General features: G+C 53.6%; 23 protein-coding genes. 13 read left to right on the top strand and 10 right to left on the bottom strand.

Going from position 1 to position 17851, the window contains the following annotated elements:
- Positions 1–188: hypothetical protein (locus ACREAY_RS03200; RefSeq protein ID WP_431754319.1), on the bottom strand; the 188-nt coding region annotated here is incomplete at its 3' end.
- A 153-nt stretch (positions 189–341) separates the two neighbouring features.
- Between ACREAY_RS03200 and ACREAY_RS03195 the strand changes: the two genes are divergently transcribed.
- Together ACREAY_RS03195 and ACREAY_RS03190 are read left to right on the top strand one after the other, a co-directional pair.
- Positions 342–917 (top strand): NUDIX hydrolase, encoded by a 576-nt coding sequence (locus tag ACREAY_RS03195; RefSeq protein ID WP_431754318.1) that lies wholly within the window; start codon positions 342–344, stop codon positions 915–917.
- A 29-nt stretch (positions 918–946) separates the two neighbouring features.
- Positions 947–1513 (top strand): MarR family transcriptional regulator, encoded by a 567-nt coding sequence (locus ACREAY_RS03190; RefSeq protein WP_431754317.1) that lies wholly within the window; start codon positions 947–949, stop codon positions 1511–1513.
- Here ACREAY_RS03190 and ACREAY_RS03185 read toward each other — a convergent pair.
- From ACREAY_RS03185 to ACREAY_RS03170, 4 genes are read right to left on the bottom strand one after another with little or no spacing between them, the layout of a single operon-like run.
- Positions 1510–2148 (bottom strand): hypothetical protein, encoded by a 639-nt coding sequence (locus tag ACREAY_RS03185; protein WP_431754316.1) that lies wholly within the window; start codon positions 2146–2148, stop codon positions 1510–1512. The genes ACREAY_RS03190 and ACREAY_RS03185 overlap by 4 nt on opposite strands.
- Positions 2149–2181: 33 nt before the next feature.
- Positions 2182–3015, bottom strand: a complete 834-nt coding sequence (locus ACREAY_RS03180; RefSeq protein ID WP_431754315.1) for a metal ABC transporter permease — start codon at positions 3013–3015, stop codon at positions 2182–2184.
- Positions 3016–3020: 5 nt separating this feature from the next.
- A complete protein-coding gene (locus ACREAY_RS03175; protein WP_431754314.1) occupies positions 3021–3767 on the bottom strand; it encodes a metal ABC transporter ATP-binding protein in 747 nt (248 codons plus the stop codon).
- Entirely contained in the window at positions 3758–4648 is an 891-nt protein-coding gene (locus ACREAY_RS03170) for a metal ABC transporter solute-binding protein, Zn/Mn family (RefSeq protein WP_431754313.1), read from the bottom strand. The genes ACREAY_RS03175 and ACREAY_RS03170 overlap by 10 nt, the downstream gene beginning before the upstream one ends.
- Before the next feature lie 90 nt (positions 4649–4738).
- Between ACREAY_RS03170 and ACREAY_RS03165 the strand changes: the two genes are divergently transcribed.
- On the top strand, positions 4739–5122 hold the full coding sequence (locus ACREAY_RS03165) for a CopG family ribbon-helix-helix protein (protein WP_431754312.1): 384 nt from the start codon (positions 4739–4741) through the stop codon (positions 5120–5122).
- A gap of 1 nt (position 5123) precedes the next feature.
- The gene (locus tag ACREAY_RS03160) at positions 5124–6143 is read left to right on the top strand and encodes a glycosyltransferase (protein ID WP_431754311.1); all 1020 of its coding nucleotides are present in this window, start codon (positions 5124–5126) and stop codon (positions 6141–6143) included.
- Positions 6144–6194: 51 nt separating this feature from the next.
- Here the strand turns inward: ACREAY_RS03160 and ACREAY_RS03155 are convergent, their stop codons facing one another.
- The gene (locus ACREAY_RS03155) at positions 6195–6572 is read right to left on the bottom strand and encodes a hypothetical protein (protein WP_431754310.1); all 378 of its coding nucleotides are present in this window, start codon (positions 6570–6572) and stop codon (positions 6195–6197) included.
- 342 nt (positions 6573–6914) lie between these two features.
- Here ACREAY_RS03155 and ACREAY_RS03150 point away from each other — a divergent pair, with 342 nt between their 5' ends.
- Complete coding sequence (locus ACREAY_RS03150) at positions 6915–8252, top strand: calcium-binding protein (protein WP_431754309.1); 1338 nt, start codon at positions 6915–6917, stop codon at positions 8250–8252.
- A gap of 148 nt (positions 8253–8400) precedes the next feature.
- Here ACREAY_RS03150 and ACREAY_RS03145 read toward each other — a convergent pair whose 3' ends face one another.
- Complete coding sequence (locus ACREAY_RS03145; RefSeq protein ID WP_431754308.1) at positions 8401–9723, bottom strand: hypothetical protein; 1323 nt, start codon at positions 9721–9723, stop codon at positions 8401–8403.
- A gap of 382 nt (positions 9724–10105) precedes the next feature.
- On the opposite strand from ACREAY_RS03145, the gene ACREAY_RS03140 reads away from it, so the two are divergent.
- From ACREAY_RS03140 to ACREAY_RS03120, 5 genes are all read left to right on the top strand, one after another.
- Positions 10106–11230 (top strand): hypothetical protein, encoded by a 1125-nt coding sequence (locus ACREAY_RS03140; RefSeq protein WP_431754307.1) that lies wholly within the window; start codon positions 10106–10108, stop codon positions 11228–11230.
- 166 nt (positions 11231–11396) lie between these two features.
- Positions 11397–12359 carry a Kelch repeat-containing protein gene (locus tag ACREAY_RS03135; RefSeq protein WP_431754306.1) on the top strand — a complete coding sequence of 321 codons (963 nt, stop codon included), beginning with the start codon at positions 11397–11399 and terminating at the stop codon, positions 12357–12359.
- 63 nt (positions 12360–12422) lie between these two features.
- Complete coding sequence (locus ACREAY_RS03130) at positions 12423–12833, top strand: winged helix-turn-helix transcriptional regulator (protein WP_431754305.1); 411 nt, start codon at positions 12423–12425, stop codon at positions 12831–12833.
- 79 nt (positions 12834–12912) lie between these two features.
- On the top strand, positions 12913–13287 hold the full coding sequence (locus ACREAY_RS03125; protein ID WP_431754304.1) for a nuclear transport factor 2 family protein: 375 nt from the start codon (positions 12913–12915) through the stop codon (positions 13285–13287).
- Positions 13257–13700, top strand: a complete 444-nt coding sequence (locus ACREAY_RS03120; RefSeq protein ID WP_431754320.1) for an SRPBCC family protein — start codon at positions 13257–13259, stop codon at positions 13698–13700. The genes ACREAY_RS03125 and ACREAY_RS03120 overlap by 31 nt, the downstream gene beginning before the upstream one ends.
- 153 nt (positions 13701–13853) lie before the next feature.
- Here the strand turns inward: ACREAY_RS03120 and ACREAY_RS03115 are convergent, their stop codons facing one another.
- Positions 13854–14177, bottom strand: a complete 324-nt coding sequence (locus tag ACREAY_RS03115; RefSeq protein WP_431754303.1) for an ArsR/SmtB family transcription factor — start codon at positions 14175–14177, stop codon at positions 13854–13856.
- A gap of 51 nt (positions 14178–14228) precedes the next feature.
- Here ACREAY_RS03115 and ACREAY_RS03110 point away from each other — a divergent pair, with 51 nt between their 5' ends.
- The 3 genes from ACREAY_RS03110 to ACREAY_RS03100 all read left to right on the top strand — a co-directional run bounded on the left by ACREAY_RS03110 (position 14229) and on the right by ACREAY_RS03100 (position 17347).
- Positions 14229–14669 carry an SRPBCC family protein gene (locus ACREAY_RS03110; protein ID WP_431754302.1) on the top strand — a complete coding sequence of 147 codons (441 nt, stop codon included), beginning with the start codon at positions 14229–14231 and terminating at the stop codon, positions 14667–14669.
- A 330-nt stretch (positions 14670–14999) separates the two neighbouring features.
- Positions 15000–16427, top strand: a complete 1428-nt coding sequence (locus tag ACREAY_RS03105) for an aspartate kinase (protein WP_431754301.1) — start codon at positions 15000–15002, stop codon at positions 16425–16427.
- Positions 16424–17347 (top strand): branched-chain amino acid transaminase, encoded by a 924-nt coding sequence (locus ACREAY_RS03100; protein WP_431754300.1) that lies wholly within the window; start codon positions 16424–16426, stop codon positions 17345–17347. Before ACREAY_RS03105 ends, ACREAY_RS03100 begins: the two co-directional genes overlap by 4 nt.
- Here ACREAY_RS03100 and ACREAY_RS03095 read toward each other — a convergent pair.
- Positions 17299–17577, bottom strand: a complete 279-nt coding sequence (locus tag ACREAY_RS03095; RefSeq protein ID WP_431754299.1) for a hypothetical protein — start codon at positions 17575–17577, stop codon at positions 17299–17301. The two genes, ACREAY_RS03100 and ACREAY_RS03095, sit on opposite strands and share 49 nt — an antisense overlap.
- The coding region (locus ACREAY_RS03090; protein WP_431754298.1) for a hypothetical protein at positions 17574–17851 on the bottom strand (278 nt) is incomplete at its 5' end. The genes ACREAY_RS03095 and ACREAY_RS03090, both read right to left, overlap by 4 nt.

Here is a 17851-nt window from a genome sequence, read left to right as displayed (position 1 = left end):
ACCATATGCGGCTGCTGGCTCACAAGCGGCGCCGGCGGGCTGGGGTCGGGGCGGGTGAAATCAAAAGCTATGGGATCCGCGTGGGGCCAGTGCCAGAGCTCTGCCCCCGAGAACTGGTTGCGCCCCAGGTCGCCTCCATAGGCATTTGAGAACCAGCCCTGGTTGACGCCGGAAAGGAACTTGGGCACAGCAATGGAGCATCTGTGTGCTATAAAAAAATTCAATAGCAGACAGCAGGGGGCGCAAAGGTCTCCGGCAGCTTGATGGCAGCCACAAGAGGGGACTGCAAGGTCCGGGTCACACGAGTAAATTACTAATGCGGGTCATGCAGACAAGGGAGCGTGCTCGACAACGCGCCGGAAGGCTGGAAGCTAGAGTCGTCAAGGCAGGTCTATGACAGCTATTACCTGAAGGTGTTCGAGGACAGGCTCGACCTGGGCGGGGCTGACAAGCTGTACATCCGCGGCATGCGGCGCGACTATTCTACCATAGTGCCGTTTTCAGACGACGGCAAAAAGATCCTGACCATCAAGAGCTACCGCCACCTTGTAGACTCGTACCAGGTAGAGGTGCCGTCCGGCTACGTCGACGAGGGGGAAACTCCGAGGCAGGCCGCAGTCAGAGAGCTGGAGGAAGAGACGGGCTATGTCGCAAAAAAGATGGTCCGCGTAGGGTCGTACACACTCGACTACTCGATGTTCGTCCAGACAGGCCATGTCTTTGCCGCGTACGGCCTTGAAAAGAAGGGGAGGCTGCAGCTGGGCAACATGGAAAAGATAGCCAGGATAGAGTTTACGCCCGTCGAAAAGATAAAGGGCATGCTCTTGAAAGGCGCGATACTGAACGCCGCCAACATCGTCGCGCTTTACCGGGCCATGCACTATGACAAAGAGCGCAAAAGCCGATCCGGGCAATAATTTAAATCCTCATCTGACCAAGTTACCATATGTCAAGCGTCAACGACAGTCCCAACCACTTCATGGTCCTGGACGCGATATCGAGGGGCATGAAGTCAGTAGGCAAGATAGCAAGCGTGACCAAGCTGAGCAAGGCTCAGGTCGAGATGGTAATAAACGACCTTTTGGCCCAGCGCATGATAGTCGTTAGCGAGAAAAAGAGCTTTTTTGGCAAAAAGCAAGAGATCATGATAACCGACACGGGCATGCGGGTGCTCACCACGAAAAAGCAAGAGCTCGATAAAAAGTTCCAGCAGTATCAGCAGTGGTACTCAAGCGGCCAGACGCAGCAGATGCAGAACGCGATGGGGTCTGACAGGTCGTGGCTCCCCTTCATGCTGTTCTCCGGCATAATGAACGCCGTGTTTTTCATGTCCATGATGTCGTTCATGGGAGCTGCGCTAACGCCAGCTGAAAGCGCCGCGGCCAGCGACGCCGGGGCAGACACGAGCGCCAGCGACGGCGGGGCCGGGGCGGATGGCGGCAGCGATAGTGGCGGCGACGCCGGCGGCGGAGACTTTGGCGGCGGCGATATGGGCGGAGATTTCGGCTTCTAGCCCGCCCTGACCTTTTTGAAAGCCTGCTGCGCGACAATGACAGATGTCCCTGCGAGGAGCGCAAGCGGGGCTGACAGCAGGATGGAATACTGGTAGAGCGCCAGGCCGGCGGTTTCAGCCGCCAGTATGCAGGCGCTCTCGGCAGTGACGAGTATCACGAGGCTCGACTTTAGCACCGCCTTCAGGTTCTTCTCCCTGTCTATGCGGGCGAGCCTTTTTGCGCCCACTGCAAAATCGCGCATCGTCCCCATAAAATTCGGCCAGAACCCCTTTCTTCCCGCGTTTTCAAGTATGGAGCAGCAGCCGTCGCCGCACTCTGCCCCCCTGCTCCTGCCAAGTATAGTGAGAAACGTCGCCAGCCCCGCAAGCGCGTAGCCCATCGCGTACGCCATCGCAATGCCGGCAGGGTTAAATCCAAACGCGTAGAGGCCGGCGTTTTCGCCCAGCTCGGCAAACGAGATGCAGAGGACCTCTATGCCAAGCGCCGCTGCAAACATGCCCCTGGCGTGGCTGAAAAACTGCGCTACCCTGGACCGTGGCCGTGCGTGGGCGCTTGCGCAGCAGCCCTGGCTGGCGCATACGAAGCACTGGCTGCACTCTGCCGGGACGCAGAGGCACTGCGAACACCTGGACACGCATTTATTGCGCGCTTCTTGTATTTTAACAGGTCAGGCCTTGGCCTGCTCTTCCAGCTGCTTTCTGGTAGAGTACCTGGCCGCAAGCACGACTATAAAAGTCGCCGTCGACACGAGCACGATTGCCCCCGCCGGCGCGAGGTTGAACGCGTACGAGACTGCAATCCCCGTTATCACCGAGAATATCGATATGCCAACTGAGATGAGTGCCGTCTTTTTGAATCCCCTGCCGAACAGGAGCGCCGTCACGTTCGGGATGACGATGAGCGCAGACACGAGCAGTATGCCGACCAGGCGCATCGACACCACGGCAGTCACGCTTGCCAGCACCACGAACAGATAGTTGAGCGCCGAGATCTGCAGGCCGCTCACCCTCGCCTGCTCCTCGTCAAACGTGATGTACACGAGTTTCTTGTAAAGCACTATCACAATAGCGAGCACGGCGCCGGCCATCGCAAGTATGGCAAGCGTGTCGGAGACGCTGACAAGCAGTATGCTGCCAAAGAGAAAGCTGAACAGGTCCAGCGTAAAGCCCCCCGACGCGCTGACTATCAGGATGCCAAGGGCAAGGCCGGACGACAGCAGTATCGCCACCGTCGCGTCGGCCGGTATCCTGGCCGACTGGCGCAGCTTCGTTATGCCCAGCGCCCCCAGTATGGAAAGCGCAAGGCCCGTCCACAGCGGGTAGACGTTGGCGACGAGGCCGACCGCTATGCCGCCAAACGCGACGTGCGAAAGAGCGTCGCCAAAAAGCGAGTTGCGCCTCAGCACCAGAAACAGCCCTATCACAGAAGTCGTTATCGCGACGGCGACGCCGGCGATGAGCGCCCTCTGCATAAAGCCAAATTCCAGGATCTCTAGCACCATTCCATTCACCTAGGGTGGTGGTCGTGCAGGTGCATGTGCGCCTGCATGCTCGCCTCCGAGTACGCCTTTAACAGATCGGGGTTTTCAAAGAACTCGCGGGTCTGCCCGTGGAAGAACATGCTGCGGTTGATGCACGCGACGATGCTTGCGAGCTTGCTCACCGCGTCGAGGTCGTGCGACGACCAGATTATGGTTATCTTGCTCTCCTGGTTCAGCTTTTTGAGCAGCGCGTAAAAGCGGTTCTGCGTCTCAAGGTCGATGCCGGTGGCCGGCTCGTCAAGTATCAGCAGTTCGGGGTCGTTGACGACGGCCTTGGCGATGAGAACGCGCTGCTGCTGGCCGCCGGACAGCTCGCCTATCCTCCTGTCGCCGACCTCTGACAGCCCCACCGTCTCCAGCGCGCCGGCGATCCTTTCCCTGTCGCTTTTTTCCTTGCGCGGCCCGGCTATGCCAAGGGACACTATCTCTTCCACCGTCGCCGGAAAGTCCTGGTCGATGGCCTTTCGCTGCGGTATGTAACCTATCCTGCTGAACACCTTGCCGTTTTTCTTGATGTCCTCTCCAAAGATCCTGATGGTGCCGCTGTACCCTCCGAGCAGGCCCAGCATGCACGAAAACAGCGTCGTCTTGCCGGCGCCGTTTGGGCCTATCATGCCGAGCAGGTCGCCCTTGTTTACTGCAAACGTGATGTTGTCAAGCACGAGCGTGCCGCCGTACGCAAACGAGACGTTTTCCAGCTCTACTACGCGCATTGCAGCCCCTCCTTCAGGCTCGCCACGTTTTCCTTCATCTTTTCAATGTAGCCGGCGCCGGCGGCCAGCTCCTCTTTGTCGACGCCCTCGATGGGGCTCAGTATCAATACCTTGCCGCCTGGTATCTCGTCTGCAATGACTTCGGCCAGCCGGCCGTCAACCATGTCTTCCGAGTAGATGACGTTGATGCCTAGTTCACCGGCAAGCTCTATCACATGCTGGAGGCGCTGGGGCAGCACCTCGCCTTCCGGCGATATGTCGTGTATTGCGTGCTGATCGAGGCCGTACCGCTCTGCAAACCTGCTGAATGCATCGTGGAACGCGATAAAGTCCGACTTCTCGCATGTGGCAAGCTCGGCTCTGATAAAGCTGTCAAGTGAGTCCAGCTCTGCCGCATAGGCGGCAGCGTTTTCATTGTAATGCCCTGCATTTTCGGGGTCGACGAGCGCCAGCGCGGCCCTGATGCTCTCCACCTGCTCTTTGGCAAGGACCGGGTCGAGCCAGATATGCGGGTCGACGCCTGCTAGCTCGATGCCCTCGCTCGTGTTGACTATTCTCTTTGCACCGATGCCGTCCGCCCAGCTTTCAAAGCCGGCGCCGTTTATCACCAGCATGTCGGCTGACCTTGCCCTGTTCACGTCGCCGAGGGTTGGCTCCCAGTCGTGAGGCTCTATGCCCGGCGGGACCAGGCTCGACACCTCCGCCCGGTCCCCGGCGACGTGAGAGGCAAAGTCGTAGAGAGGGTAAAACGAGGTCACGACCCTTGTCATGTTTCCAGCACTGCCTGCCTCCTGCGGCGTGGCGCCCGTGTAAAGCGTGGCAACCATGGCAAGCGGGACGACCACTGCGATGGCGGCAAGCGCGGCCCTTTGCTGGTTCAAGCAACCCTTATCTGGATTATTAACAATATATACTTTTATTATTAACAACTATGGAAGTATTTATAAAGTTGTTAATAACAAGATAGCGCGTTGCCGATAGTAAGCGTATCGCTCAACAGCGACATCCTGGCAGAGATGGACATCCTGCAAAAAGCACTGGGGTTCTCTGGCAGGTCCGAGATAGTGAGGGCCGGCATCCGGCAGCTGGCGGCGGAGGAGAAAGACCGGCAGGACCTGATGGGGTTCATCCACGCGCTCTTGATGGTCGTGCACAACGAGGAGTCGGAAAAGCAGGTGACCGACATGAAGCACGACTTTGACGACCTGATACAGACGCACCTCCACAGCAAGATTCGCGGCGACAGGTGCCTCGAAGTGTTCCTGCTGAAGGGCGACGCCGAGGGCGTCAAAAAGATGACAAAAGAGTTCCAGTCGAACAAAAGGATGGACCACGTCAAGCTAATCTCGATGTAGCATGCTGTTTTTTGCAAGCCCCATTGGCCTGGGCCACGCGACGCGCGACATTGCCATTGCCGAGAAATTGGCGGCGCCGAAAAGCGAGATGCTGTTTGTTTCCGGCGAAGGTGCAGCCAGGCTAATCGAGAAAAAGGGCTATCCCGTCATGGACGCGTACAGGCCGGAAAAATTCAGCGTGGAAAACGGGCAACTGCAGCAGTCGTTCAAGTGGCTGATGGCCTATTACTCGTATTATAAAAAATGCAAGGAAATAGCAGCCGGTATTTTGCAAAAGCACGGCGGGCTTGTCGTGAGCGACGAGGACTTTGCCTCGATAGCCGTCGCGGAGGAGATGAAGAGGAAAAGGGTGCTTGTCACCGACATTTTGGAGACGCACTTTACAAAAGGTGCGGCGTCTTTGATAGAGAAAAAGATGAACGGCTCGATGCGCGACATGATGAAAAAATGCGACCGCGTAATCATCCCTGACGAAGGCGACGACCGCGACAACTTTTGCTACGTTGGACCCATAGTGCGCGACCTGAGCGCGGGGCGCGACGAGCTGCGCGCCCACTTTAATTTCACGAGAAAAACAATAGTGGTGAGCGTCGGGGGCATGGACACGGGCCGCTATCTCATCGAAAAATCGATTGAAGCGTACCGCAAGGTCGCAAGCCGGCTGGATGCTGATTTAGTGATAGTGCCGGGGCCGTCGTTGCAACTGGCCGAGTCAGGCGACTATCGCAACCTGGGTTTTGTAGACAATCTGCACGAGTTAATTTGCGCCGCCGATCTCGTCGTGTCGCTTGCCGGCAGGTCAACGATGGACGAGTCAATTGCCTATGGCACGCCCGGCATCTTTATCCCAATCAAGGGCCACTTTGAGCAGGAACAGGGCGCGGCACGCCTTGGCTACAAGTACGACGACGTATTCCGGCTGGAATCATTAATGGAAGAAAAGATTGGCAAGCGCAACAACATGGCAGCCGCGTTGGGCGCGCAAAGGGCCGCAAAAATAATCTCGTCAATCAGCAGCTAAATTAGTACGCGGTCCATCCCCTGCGCCGCCGAAAGTCCGTTCATGAGCGATTCATTCACGCATTTTCTTGCCGATGATTTCGTTGTTGATAAAGTCCTCAAAAGCTGGATCGAACCAATCCCTGGGGTCTATGTCACTATTCCAGTATTCGCTTATTGTCCCCCGCGAAAAAGTGGTTCTCATCCACCGCAGCCAGCCTTTCCATTCATTGTCGCTAAGCACCTTTCTCTGGCGCATATGAAAGGCATGGGCACACATGTACAAAATAGCGTATGCAAACGCCATCTCTTCCGATTGGGTTGCCTTGTTATCCTTGTCAACTACCTTGGCGAGGATCGGCTTGTGAACAATTGTATCTATTACCCCCTGCAGTTTGTCATCCAGATCGTTCAGGACTTTAGTTTCAAGATCTATTCTGGCACTTTGCATTTCTCTTCTAGAGAAGTACAGAACTATGAAAAAAGTGGCAATTATACCGATTGCTTCTCCAATGGCGAAATCGCCTCTATGCCTAGCTCAGCCATCTATTGATATGTCACAAAGCTGATGATAAGAATTGCCTTCTTTTTCTGGCGTGTGATTTTTTGCCCGCGATATTGATCCACGCAAAATACCCCCATTGGCGCCTTGGGGCGTATAGCTCTCCTTCATCTGACGTTTTACGTTGATTAACCAATGATACCGATCATTGTTTCGCGTTTTGGCTGCAGCGGACCCATGCCGGATTGTCTCATCATGTATTGTTTAATACAACACTTGGCTTAAAGACTCATGGCAAAGCGAGAACGCCTGTTTCGTTCTGTCTCGTTAGCCAGCACCATTGCAATATCGCTGTTATTGCTTGGACTAATGCCGGTGGCTACAAACGCACGGGCTGATAAAATAACAGGTACAAATGGAGGCGATACCCTTAACGGCACATCAGACTCCGACGAGCTAAGAGGCCTTCGTGGAGACGACGTAATTTTCGGCAACGAAGGGGACGACAAGATATTTGGTGGCAAAGGCGACGACAGGCTGTCTGGCGGTCCTGGCGCAGACCGCTTTGACTGCGGTCCGGGAACAGACACTATCACGGACTTTAATCCCGAGCAAGGAGATACAAAAAGAAAGAACTGTGAACTAGCTGGGAGTGGAGGGGACAAAAGCTACGATGTCAATGTATTGGTTATCAGTTACTTTCCCCTTACAGAGGAAGGGACGGTCGACGTTGATGCAACTGGCGAAACGTTTCTTGAGGGGGTAACATACCAGCAAATAAAACAAAAGACCATAGACGTGACGAATAATCTGGTATCTGTCACGGCAGAAGCAACCAGCTATTTAGGTTACAAAGACCCGTCTGCAGAGCCAGCAATTGTCTACCATATTTCTGATACCATTGAACATCAGGAGCCCGTCCCGATTGCGCCAAGGCCCGGGCTTCCTCTCTACCCTGACTACCCGGGGATAATGAATAGCCATGATATTTGTAACTATGTAGATAACAACAATATCAAAGAGGTATGGATATGGGCGTACCAGGGGTTTCCCGTTGAAAAATTGGCAATTTCGGAATCAAGAATGTCGGGGCCTTTTGGAGACATAAGCAACAGCTTTAGGTTTAACGATATGCCTGTCTGTGGCAGCACGTATATTGTATATACTTTCAATTACGCCAGAGGAACTGCAGAGGCTCTGGAAAACTGGGGTCACCAGGTTGAAGCTGAACTCGATGCTGTCGACATCGACAACATTTTCAGAGACAAATTCCAGGGGCCCAATTATCCGCAAACACTTGATGTCGACGGCAGATGTGGCAGCGTTCACAATCCACCGAACGCCAGATTTGAATATGATAGAGGCAATCCGACTCCACAGCCGTCAGATTGCCTTGATTGGGACCCTGATGGATTGGGAGAATTGTCTGAAATTAGCTGTGAAAACTGGGGGTGTACTGATAATTCTGACTCTGATAATCCCCCTCTGAACTATATGATCTGGAATTGGCAGAATTTGCCGGGCATAAACAATGCAAAGGAGTATCAGGGCAATCAACTCCGCAGCTGGTGGGACGTTTATGGCGACTTTGACAACGTCATGGCCAATAGCAAGAGGCTGACGCGGTGATCGACGTTTACAAATAGTTATTTTTTGTGTCACCAAAAAAGATATGTACATACGTTCGGGTGGGGGATTTTGTTTGTCCCTTCTATTTGGCCTGAAATTGGCTAAAGAGCCCGGTGGCACGTACGAACGTAACATACGCCGCTACCGATCATGCGTTCTTACGTGATCCGTGAATTTCTTCCATCACGTCTGATATGTAATCCTTAATTTCTTCTTCGCTTAGGGATTCAAGCGAGGATTTATCCAGTCCTACTCGTTGAATCGCTTCTGCCTTGATGAGGAGCGTCTTTATGTGTTGATGCATTTGTTTTTGCATTTCTGCATCTGCCAGCTGGTTCAGGATCTTCGGGTCTTCTACCAAAAGTTTTCTGATATTTGCACGAAGATTGACGTCGCTTGCCACGACTGCCACAGAAAGATAGATGCCTATGAACAAGACATAGGCCGATATGGGAAGGCTGCTGACTGAAGCAAAGCCATATGGAGGAAATAGGGTAAATTCCAAGGCTGAGAGATTTGTAACATGAAAAAGAACCATGCCTGCAAATGCGATCAGCAAATACTTTCTTACGACTAGCGTATTTCCTTTCAGTTTTGAGCCAATTAGCAGAAATGGGAGACCGAAAATAATTCCGCTGGCTAACCCTTGTAGCAGAAAAGTTATGGTCCCTACCTTAAAAAACGTGTCAGCTGCCTCATCCGCGTTGGTTGCATAAATTAGCACAAGGACGACGTATGCTATGGTCGGAGGCACAACTGGAAGTGCACACGCAGAAATCACCACGCCTTTTCCTAGCTTCCTGGTATAGTGCAAAAGAAGAAGAATACTTGCCGACCAGATTGATAGAAAACCCAGGATGTCCAATACCGCCTCGGCATTGACAAGTTGAATGAAGTAAGGAACCCCTCCAATACTATTGAAAGGATGAGATTGAGAGTCCATAATGGGATTTAAATCTAGGAGTAATTGTGTTCTTGCAAAAGTGCGAGTAACCATATACAGAGTTAAGAAAACGGCAAACAATCCGTAGAGTAGCATCGTAATTTCCCTGCTCGATCTAAACCATGTTAGTAGACGCGCCGCCAGTAATCCTGTAAGAAAGATGGCCCAAAAATATGCGAGTTGCTCTCCTAATGCAGGTACTGCCGTGTGATAGTATGAAAACAAGAGGAACTGGACGATCGTGAAAGTAAAGAGCGAGATTATGGTGAGCTGCGTTGCGCTAAAGATCAGGGAAATACGATTAATCATCCTCCCCAGCCGCACTTTCCTTATCATTCGATACAGTATGAATATCAGAATAGCCTGAATGGCAAAAGCTGCAATTGAAATGGCTGATACCAAGAAATCAGAAACTATGGGCGTAAAGGGCGGTATCGCTTGGCGCAAAACCAGCTGACCCAGTATTTGGTCGATATCCGCGACCGCTACCAGGGGCATAAAAAAAGGATGAACCCTTTTGTTGTCCACAAATATGAAGTGTCGCGCAGAAATGAAGAAATTTTCAAGCGATGGCCATCGCCTCAGATTCTTTGATTGCTTCAGGTTGTGTGCCTATGTTATTCAATTATGCAATCATCACCGTTTCCCTGTTCAACTCCAGAGATGCCCGGAGCCCTCACTACAACCATGAACAAAATATGCCAAGCCTTGCTTTGAGGCTGAGGGCACTCTCGGTCAAAGATCCTGTAGATAAAGCACATAATTAAACATGCGCGATCTGCAGGTCAAGAAGTTCATTATTTTTAAAAAGGCACGGTCATATTGCAAATTATTTTACTAATTTCTTAATCCGGAAGAATTCTTTCGGTATATTTATGTAAATGAAAGATTATTTATATTGGCGGCTTGAATGAAAACCATCCTGATTGCTAGTATCGGGGCAGCCGTCGCGGTAGCAATCGGGCTTGTCATCGCTTTCAGTTTGACATCGAGCAACAACAGCGGCGCTGACGACAGTGTCAAAGAAGATCAGCCGGGTAGCAGCGCTTCGGCTCCGATGATAGGCGGCGATGGTACAAACACGCCGCCACAAGGTGGACAGCAACCTGAACCAAACGAGGAAGAACCGAGATCGACAGAGAATGGTGGCAGCAGCACCTCGGCAACAGGCACATTTGTTGCTTATCAATTCTACAGAGAGCCTTCCGAGGGTGCTTTCACGATGCTGATCCCAGCAGGCTGGCAAGCTCAAGCCTTTGTAAATAGGCCGCTTGGGATTCCTGCAGTCGCGATGACGGCTGCCTCGCCGGATGCAACTCAGGGGATAGCAATAGAGATGCCCAGGGGGATAAGATATGTCACTCCTGTTTCCGGGCCTGAAGGCTCGTGGTATCAGCAGGGTGCGACAATTAATCTAACATATCGTACTGCAGACCAGTATGTTCAGGAAATCTACATACCGGAGCTCCAAGAAAAGCTCTCTTCTGACATACAGCTGATGAATTCTGGAAAAATCCCTGAGAGCATCCCGCAAACCGCGACAGCAGGTTCTGCTGGCGAATATCTCTTTTCCTACACTACCAAAGAGGGCCAGTCAAACAGACTTTACGTCGGTCTGCAGACTGCGGGATATCCCGGGCCATCAGGTGATATCGCTACCTGGGAAGTAACTCTTATTGCAGTGGCTGGTCCGGAGGATAAATTTACAGATGTCATTCGAGTGGCATTAAATTCTATTCTTACTTTCAGGGCCGATGAAAGGTGGGTTCTTGCTGAAATAGAAAGAATGGGTGGCCAAGCCACAGATATGGCAAGATCCAACGACGAAATAAGGGAGAAGTCAAGTGCGATGTTTTCCGAGTATATCCGCGGGACGCATGAAGAAAGAGATCCTGCGACAGGCGAAACGATTACCGTTCCGAGCATTGATAACTATTACTGGAAGGAGAAAAACACGGGCGAGATAATTGGGACGCCTACAAACGACAGTCCTGACCCTGGCAGGGAATTCATACTGCTGGAACGCTCAGGCTAGTACGAATTACTGTTATCATTCAAATGACGATATATGCCGCTAATGCTGCAGAATAGAAAAAAATTGGCAGGCGAAATAACGCACCAGACGTGTCGAGCGCGCTAAAAGCTGCCAAGATAATCTCGGCAATCGGCAACTAGATTAGCGCCAGATGTGTAGGTTGCGCATGGTCGCCCGCTGGCACACTGCTGCCATCGTCGCCATCGCAGCAGTTGCGGCGATTGCAGCTTTTGCCTTCCTGCCGGCAACCAATAACGACCCTGCGGCTTGGATTGCGGGCAAAGACATGCCGACGCCGAGGACCGAGGTGACGGGCGCATTTTTGGACGGCAAGATATACGTCATTGGCGGCTTTGACGGCGCAGGAGAGGCGGTCGCAACGGTTGAAGTGTACGACCCACAGGCTGACAAGTGGAGCAACTCGGCAAGCCTCCCTGAACCCCTGCACCATGCGGCAGCGGCGTCGTATAACGGAAAATTGTACGTCGTCGGCGGCTATTACAGCGACGGCAGCGCGTCAGACAGACTGCTCGTCTACCAGCCTGGCAGCGATGAGTGGAGCGACCTTGACCCCATGCCCACGGCGCGGGGTGCCCTGGCTGCGAGTTTCGTCGACGGCGCGCTCTATGCGGTAGGCGGCACGAGCTTTTTCGGGAGCGCCCCGCTGGCAGCAAACGAAGTTTACGATCCAGAAGGCGGCTGGGAGAAAAAGGCGCCAATGCCTACCCCAAGGCAGCACCTTGCGTCGGCGTCGCTTGGCGGCAAGCTGTACGCCATGGGCGGCAGGATCGACAGTCTTGCCTCAAACCTGGACGCAAACGAGGCATATGATCCCGCGCTTGGCAGCTGGGCCAAGCTGGAGCCAATGCCATCGAAAAGGGGAGGGGTAGCCGCCGCATCTTCAGGCGCCATCTTTGTTTTTGGAGGCGAGGGGCCGGCCGGCACCTTTCCCAACAACGAAAAGTACGATCCATCAAACGGCAGGTGGACGTCAGAGCCGAAGATGCCCACCGCCCGGCACGGCCTTGCAGCCGTGGCCCTTGACAACAAGATTTACGTCATAGGCGGCGGCCCGGTGCCCGGGCTTGCGGTGAGCGGCAGCAACGAGGTATTCTTGCCGGATGAGTAGTCCCGCGCTCAGTTTTCCGCATCAGCTATGAAAACTTAAGTTACAGCGAACCTGACCATAAGCATGGACGACACCAGCAGCCAGGCATTTGCCCCTCCGGCAGAGCTAAAGAGATGCCCGATCGACAACACCTTTCGGATCGTGGGAAAAAAGTTTACCGTGCACATACTGAGGGACATGCTTTATCAAAAACAAAAACGGTTTAACGAGTTCTTGCATTCGGTGGAGGGCATAAACCCCAATACCCTTTCGACGCGCCTCCGGGAGATGGAAAAGAACGCGCTGGTAGAAAGAAAAGTCTACCCGGAAACGCCGGTCAGGGTGGAATACAACCTGACAGAAAAGGGAAAGGACCTGCTCCCGATACTTGAGCAGATGTCTGCCTTTTCTATGAAACACGCGCCTGAAATCTTCATCGATGGCAAGGCGTCCAGCTTTCAGCAAGTCTGCGGCCGGAACCCCGCGTCGTTCTAGGCTGCGCGCTTAACAAATGTTAATCCGCTCACCAGTTCAGGACTTTTGTATTTATTAATTCAGCAGACGGGAAGCATCCATGGGCAAGGCGCTCGAATTGACAAACAGGTTTTACGACTTGACCAACAACAAGAACACGACTGATGGCCTGAAAGAGATGCTGACAGATGACATGGGCTTTTCCGGCCCGCTTATCCGGGCATCCGGCGCAAAGAACTATATCGAAATGGTGGGGCCATTCCTAAAGTCCCATAAAGAGTGGAGGATGCTTAAACAGTTCGAGAACGGGGGCGACGTGTGCTCCATATACGAGCTGGATCTGCGCACGCCTTCAGGAGGAGCTTTTTCTGTCACCATAGCAGACTGGATAAGAGTGTCCGGAGACCGCATCGCAGAGCAGAGGGTATACTATGACCCGCGCGAATTCGCAAAGGCGTTTGGAATCAGCTCTTAGGACATGCCAAAGTTTTACAGGACGATCAAGGTTGCTGCGTCGCCGGAAAAACGTGGAGCGTCCTTGGCAACCTTGCAGCCGTAGACAAGTGGATACCAGGTGTGACAGATGTCAAGGTGCAAGGCGAAAGACGTATCTGCACTTTTGCAAACGGCACGGTTCAGCACGAAAAAATCATCAACTATTCCGGCGGCAGCAGGTCATATAGCTATGAGATCGAGTCGGGCCCGCTGCCGGTAAGGAACAGCCAAGGCAAATTTGCAGTTAAAGCCAAGGATGGCTCTGCAGAAATTGACTGGGCGCACGAATTCGAGGCCCTCGATCCAGCGCAGGAGCAGCAGGTAGCCGCGATGTGGGAGAAGGCAATGGACCAGACCGCAGAGTCGCTACGCAAACTCGTTGACGCTACATGACGTCTTCCGGCTTTTCCTCGTGGCCGCAGTTCTGGCACCGGTATATCTTGAAGCCGGTGTGCACCATCTGGCCGCCGCATCTTATGCAAAGGTCAGCTTCTTGCAACGCATGTCGTTAGCTATTGCGCTATATCTACGTCGCTGATGCCGAGATTATTTTTCAATCTCGCTTTTCATTCTGGCAAGCAGGTCGACGGCTCCAGCAGAGTAGCTGCAGATCCAGCGGTCATAAAGCTCCTTGATTGGAAGAGGGTTGATATAGTTCCAGCGATAGCGGCCCCTGCGCTTTGCTATGATCAAATCCGCCCTTTCCAAGACGCCCAGATGCTGCATCACGGTGCACCGGTCCAGTTTCTTGAAGTGATCGCACACCTCCCCCGTCGTCCTGGGCTTTTTCCGGAGCAAGTCGAGCATTTCGCGCCTACGCGCATCGCCAAGAGCCTTTAAAATCAAATCGTGCCTGCTGTCTCTTGACATGTTACATTTATATAACATGTACCATTATTAAACTGTCAGGAGGAACAGGCCGTGAAACTGCGATTTGAAGTGCAGGGAAAGATCAAAAAGCCAGTCGCCGAGGTGTTTGACGCGGTCTATAACCCAAAAAAGCTCAGCGGATATTTTACGACCGGCGGCGCCAGCGGTCCTCTCGATGAAGGAAAAACAGTCACATGGGACTTTGCCGATTTCCCCGGCGCTTTTCCCGTCCATGTCAAGCAGGTAGTCATGAACAAAAAGATCGTGCTCGAATGGACCAACACCGAAGGCGGCAATAACCGGATGGAGATGAACTTTGAGGCCCTTGACAACATCTCGACGCTGGTCAAGATCAGCGAATCCGGCTGGAACAAGGAAAATCAAGAGTCTCTGGATGCGTCATACGGCAACTGCATGGGCTGGACGCAGATGCTTTGCTGCCTCAAGGTTTACGTGGAATACGGCAAGAACCTCAGAGAGTTTTTCTTTTAATCACCTGACAGCCGCGTTTGCTTTTCAAAATCACTACCAATGCCGGCAAGCCAATCCCGGATATCGTTACGACGATTGGAGCAAAGGTGTCGGCCAAGCCTGAGAAAAAATACAAAATCACTCACACGATGACTATAGTCAGAGGAACCAGAAGAAACGGCTGCAAAAAGCTGTATATGATTCCCAGGAGGATCCCCTTTAGCGGTATTATTTTGGTATTATCAGAGCGCGACTTTTATTACACTTTGCCCTCGGCGTCCAATAGTATCTTTTAGCAAAAACTCGCATGCCCCATCTTTAATATAGGGTGCAGCATGCTCTAGCCTTCACTTGACTTCCATAACGGTCGCCAAGTTTGGCGGCAGCGCACTTGGAGCCGACGGCGTACTCGTCCCCAGGATAATGGACCGGCTAAAGCAATTGACGCAAGAGTCCAAGGTGGTCGCCGTCTTTTCCGCCCCTCTCATCGAGTACGACGGCAAGGTCAGCTCGATGACCGACGTCGCGATAAAGGTGGGCAGGAACTATGCGTCATCAAACCCGGTGGAAATAGAGGTGCTGAGGGACGTCTACGAGCGCATTGCGACCAAGTACCTCGACGACGCCGGCAACAAAGAGTTCCTTGCGCAACTGGACAAGTTTTACCGCCAGGTGATAATTTCATTAAAAGTGGCTGCCGAGAACAGGCGCTTTGTCGACGTGATACGGTCCCGCGCCCTCGCGTACAGCGGCGAGGTCACGATGTCGTACCTCATGGCCTACGTGATGAGGGCGCACGGGATAAAGGCCGCCCACGTCCCGATAGAGCACTGGCCAATCGTCACCGACGACAATTTCGAGGCCGCCAACTTTATGCCGGCCGAGTCGAGGCAGAGCGCCGGCCACCTGATTGAACTGATAGAGAAAAACGACGTCGTGTCCATGGGTGGGTTCATCGGCAAGACCACCGACGGGCTCGAGACCACCTATGAAAGAGGGGGGACCGACAGGACGGCGGCCGACATTGCCATCATACTCTCTGACAAATATGATACCAAGATATCGTTTGAAAAAGACAGCGCTGTGCTGAGCGCCGACCCCAAGATAGTAAAGGAAGGGCTCGATTTCGTCAACTATCTGTCGTACAACGAGGCGAGGATAGCCGGCATGTTTGGCATGAAGATCCTCGACCCGATTGCGATTAAAGAGATAGACGACAACGACCTTGACATCCCCATAGTCATCACGGACATGACCAAGCCGTCGAGCGTCACAACCATCAAGCGCAATCCGCCCACCGGAGGCGAGTCAAACCCCATAAAGATAGTGACGGGCAAAAAGAACTGCGCCATAGTGAGGATGGAGGCCATCTCCGCCTCGCACCTCGTCGCAAACCTGGAGCGGGACAAGCAGTACCACGAGTTTGTAAAGCTGTCGCCCTACGTCAAGGACGACACCGAGATGACGCGCATGCTGTTCCTCGACGCCGAGTACGTCAGGAGGCACGAGCGCCATTTCAGGGCATACTATCCCAAGACCGAGGTCGTCTACGGCAGGGCAGTGGTGACGCTCATCGGCGACGAGATGTGGCGCGTTCCGAAAATAGCGTCGACCGCGTCGAGCACGGTGAGCGAGCACGACATCAACATCCTCAACCTGGACGCGCAGGAAGAGACTTCGAGGATACTGATAGTGCTCGAGGACAAGGGCGCAAGCGTCGCCGAGGCGGTCAAGGCGATACACGCCACCCGCAACAGGATACACGGTGCGTCGAAATGACAGAGGGCAAGATCTGGTTCAACGGCTCGCTCGTAAACCACGACGAGGCCAAGATCCACGTGCTGACGCATGGCCTGCACTATGGCACCGGCGTCTTTGAAGGCATCCGCTGCTACAAGACGGCGAATGGCGGCAGCGCCATCTTTAGATTACAGGATCACATGCAGCGGCTCGTCGACAGCGGCAAGATCTATTTCATGGACCTCGGCTTTACGCGCCCGCAGCTGGAGCAGGCTGTTATTGAAACGGTAAAGGCAAACGGAATGGACGAGTGCTACATCCGGCCAATCGCGTTCTACGGCTATGGCAAGATGGGCGTCAACCCGATGCCCAATAAAGTGTCGATTGCAATCGCGGCGTGGAAGTGGGACGAGTACATAAAGACAGGCGGCGAGGAAAAGGGCGCCCGGCTGATGGTGTCGGCGTGGGCGCGCCTTGACCCAAAGACGATGCCGACTCACGCCAAGGCGACTGCCAACTATGCCAACTCTGCCCTTGCCCGGGTGGAGGCGATAAAGGCAGGATTTGACGAGGCGATAATGCTGAACCCTTCTGGCATGGTGGTGGAGGCAAGCGCCGAGAACATCTTTATCGCCAAAAACGACGAACTGGTCACGCCGCCCTCGTCGTCAGGCGCGCTTGCCGGCATCACCCGGGAAAGCGTCATGGCGATTGCTAGGGAAAACGGCATTGCGTGCCGCGAGGCCAACATAACGCGCGACGAATTGTACACGGCAGACGAGGTGTTCCTCACGGGGACCGCCGCCGAGATCAAGCCGGTGGGCGAGATAGACAGCCGCGTGGTGGGCAGGGACAGCGGCAGGCCCGGAAAAATCACAAGGCAGCTGAAGGTGCTGTTTGAGGCCGCGGTTCACGGCAAGGATAAAAAGTTCAGCAAGTGGCTCACGCCCGTGAACTGAAGGTCCCTTATCACGACAAAGTGTATCGCAAGGTGCACGGGCAGCGCGCCTGCGATATAATATCCGGCCTTTTTCGCCGTCAGCGATTTTGCAAAATATGCCGCTATCAACCCTGACGCGAAAATCGCCGCGTGGATTGCGCCGTGCAGAAGGATAGGGTGATACGTGTAGGCAAGGTAGAGCGCGCTTGTCGCACCTGCTGCAATGCCTGCAGCTATCCACTTTATCATTGGAGCCTGCCGCCCAGCTTTACTATCTGCCCGAGCATCTGCCTTGAAATGCGCGCGAGCCTCTTTTCCACTTCTTCAAGGTCGCTTCCCTTGCAGACAATCTGCACGCGGATCCGGGGAGTCGTCTTTTTAAAATAGCCCTGCGGGTGCGTTTTCAGGTAGACGGCAGGGGCCGGGTTTGAAGCGACTATTTTTTTCAGCGCCGGCGCTATCATGGCCTCTGACACGCCGGACACCATATAGTTCGCCTCCCTCGACGCGAATGCGCCGACGC

Origin of the sequence: Nitrososphaera sp. (assembly GCF_050748925.1) — an archaeon.
Taxonomy (GTDB): Archaea; Thermoproteota; Nitrososphaeria; order Nitrososphaerales; family Nitrososphaeraceae; genus Nitrososphaera.
Note: the sequence above shows the minus strand (reverse complement) of the source record. Positions and strands in the feature narration are given on the sequence as shown.

What these genes read in the sequence shown, in the direction of transcription:
- ACREAY_RS03175 (WP_431754314.1), bottom strand. Translation starts at nt 3,767, where the DNA reads ATGCGCGTAGTAGAGCTGGAAAACGTCTCGTTTGCGTACGGCGGCACG.
- ACREAY_RS03135 (WP_431754306.1), top strand. Translation starts at nt 11,397, where the DNA reads ATGGTCGCCCGCTGGCACACTGCTGCCATCGTCGCCATCGCAGCAGTT.
- ACREAY_RS03190 (WP_431754317.1), top strand. Translation starts at nt 947, where the DNA reads ATGTCAAGCGTCAACGACAGTCCCAACCACTTCATGGTCCTGGACGCG.
- ACREAY_RS03155 (WP_431754310.1), bottom strand. Translation starts at nt 6,572, where the DNA reads ATGCAAAGTGCCAGAATAGATCTTGAAACTAAAGTCCTGAACGATCTG.
- ACREAY_RS03150 (WP_431754309.1), top strand. Translation starts at nt 6,915, where the DNA reads ATGGCAAAGCGAGAACGCCTGTTTCGTTCTGTCTCGTTAGCCAGCACC.
- ACREAY_RS03140 (WP_431754307.1), top strand. Translation starts at nt 10,106, where the DNA reads ATGAAAACCATCCTGATTGCTAGTATCGGGGCAGCCGTCGCGGTAGCA.
- ACREAY_RS03095 (WP_431754299.1), bottom strand. Translation starts at nt 17,577, where the DNA reads ATGATAAAGTGGATAGCTGCAGGCATTGCAGCAGGTGCGACAAGCGCG.
- ACREAY_RS03130 (WP_431754305.1), top strand. Translation starts at nt 12,423, where the DNA reads ATGGACGACACCAGCAGCCAGGCATTTGCCCCTCCGGCAGAGCTAAAG.
- ACREAY_RS03115 (WP_431754303.1), bottom strand. Translation starts at nt 14,177, where the DNA reads ATGTCAAGAGACAGCAGGCACGATTTGATTTTAAAGGCTCTTGGCGAT.
- ACREAY_RS03180 (WP_431754315.1), bottom strand. Translation starts at nt 3,015, where the DNA reads ATGGTGCTAGAGATCCTGGAATTTGGCTTTATGCAGAGGGCGCTCATC.
- ACREAY_RS03100 (WP_431754300.1), top strand. Translation starts at nt 16,424, where the DNA reads ATGACAGAGGGCAAGATCTGGTTCAACGGCTCGCTCGTAAACCACGAC.
- ACREAY_RS03125 (WP_431754304.1), top strand. Translation starts at nt 12,913, where the DNA reads ATGGGCAAGGCGCTCGAATTGACAAACAGGTTTTACGACTTGACCAAC.
- ACREAY_RS03160 (WP_431754311.1), top strand. Translation starts at nt 5,124, where the DNA reads ATGCTGTTTTTTGCAAGCCCCATTGGCCTGGGCCACGCGACGCGCGAC.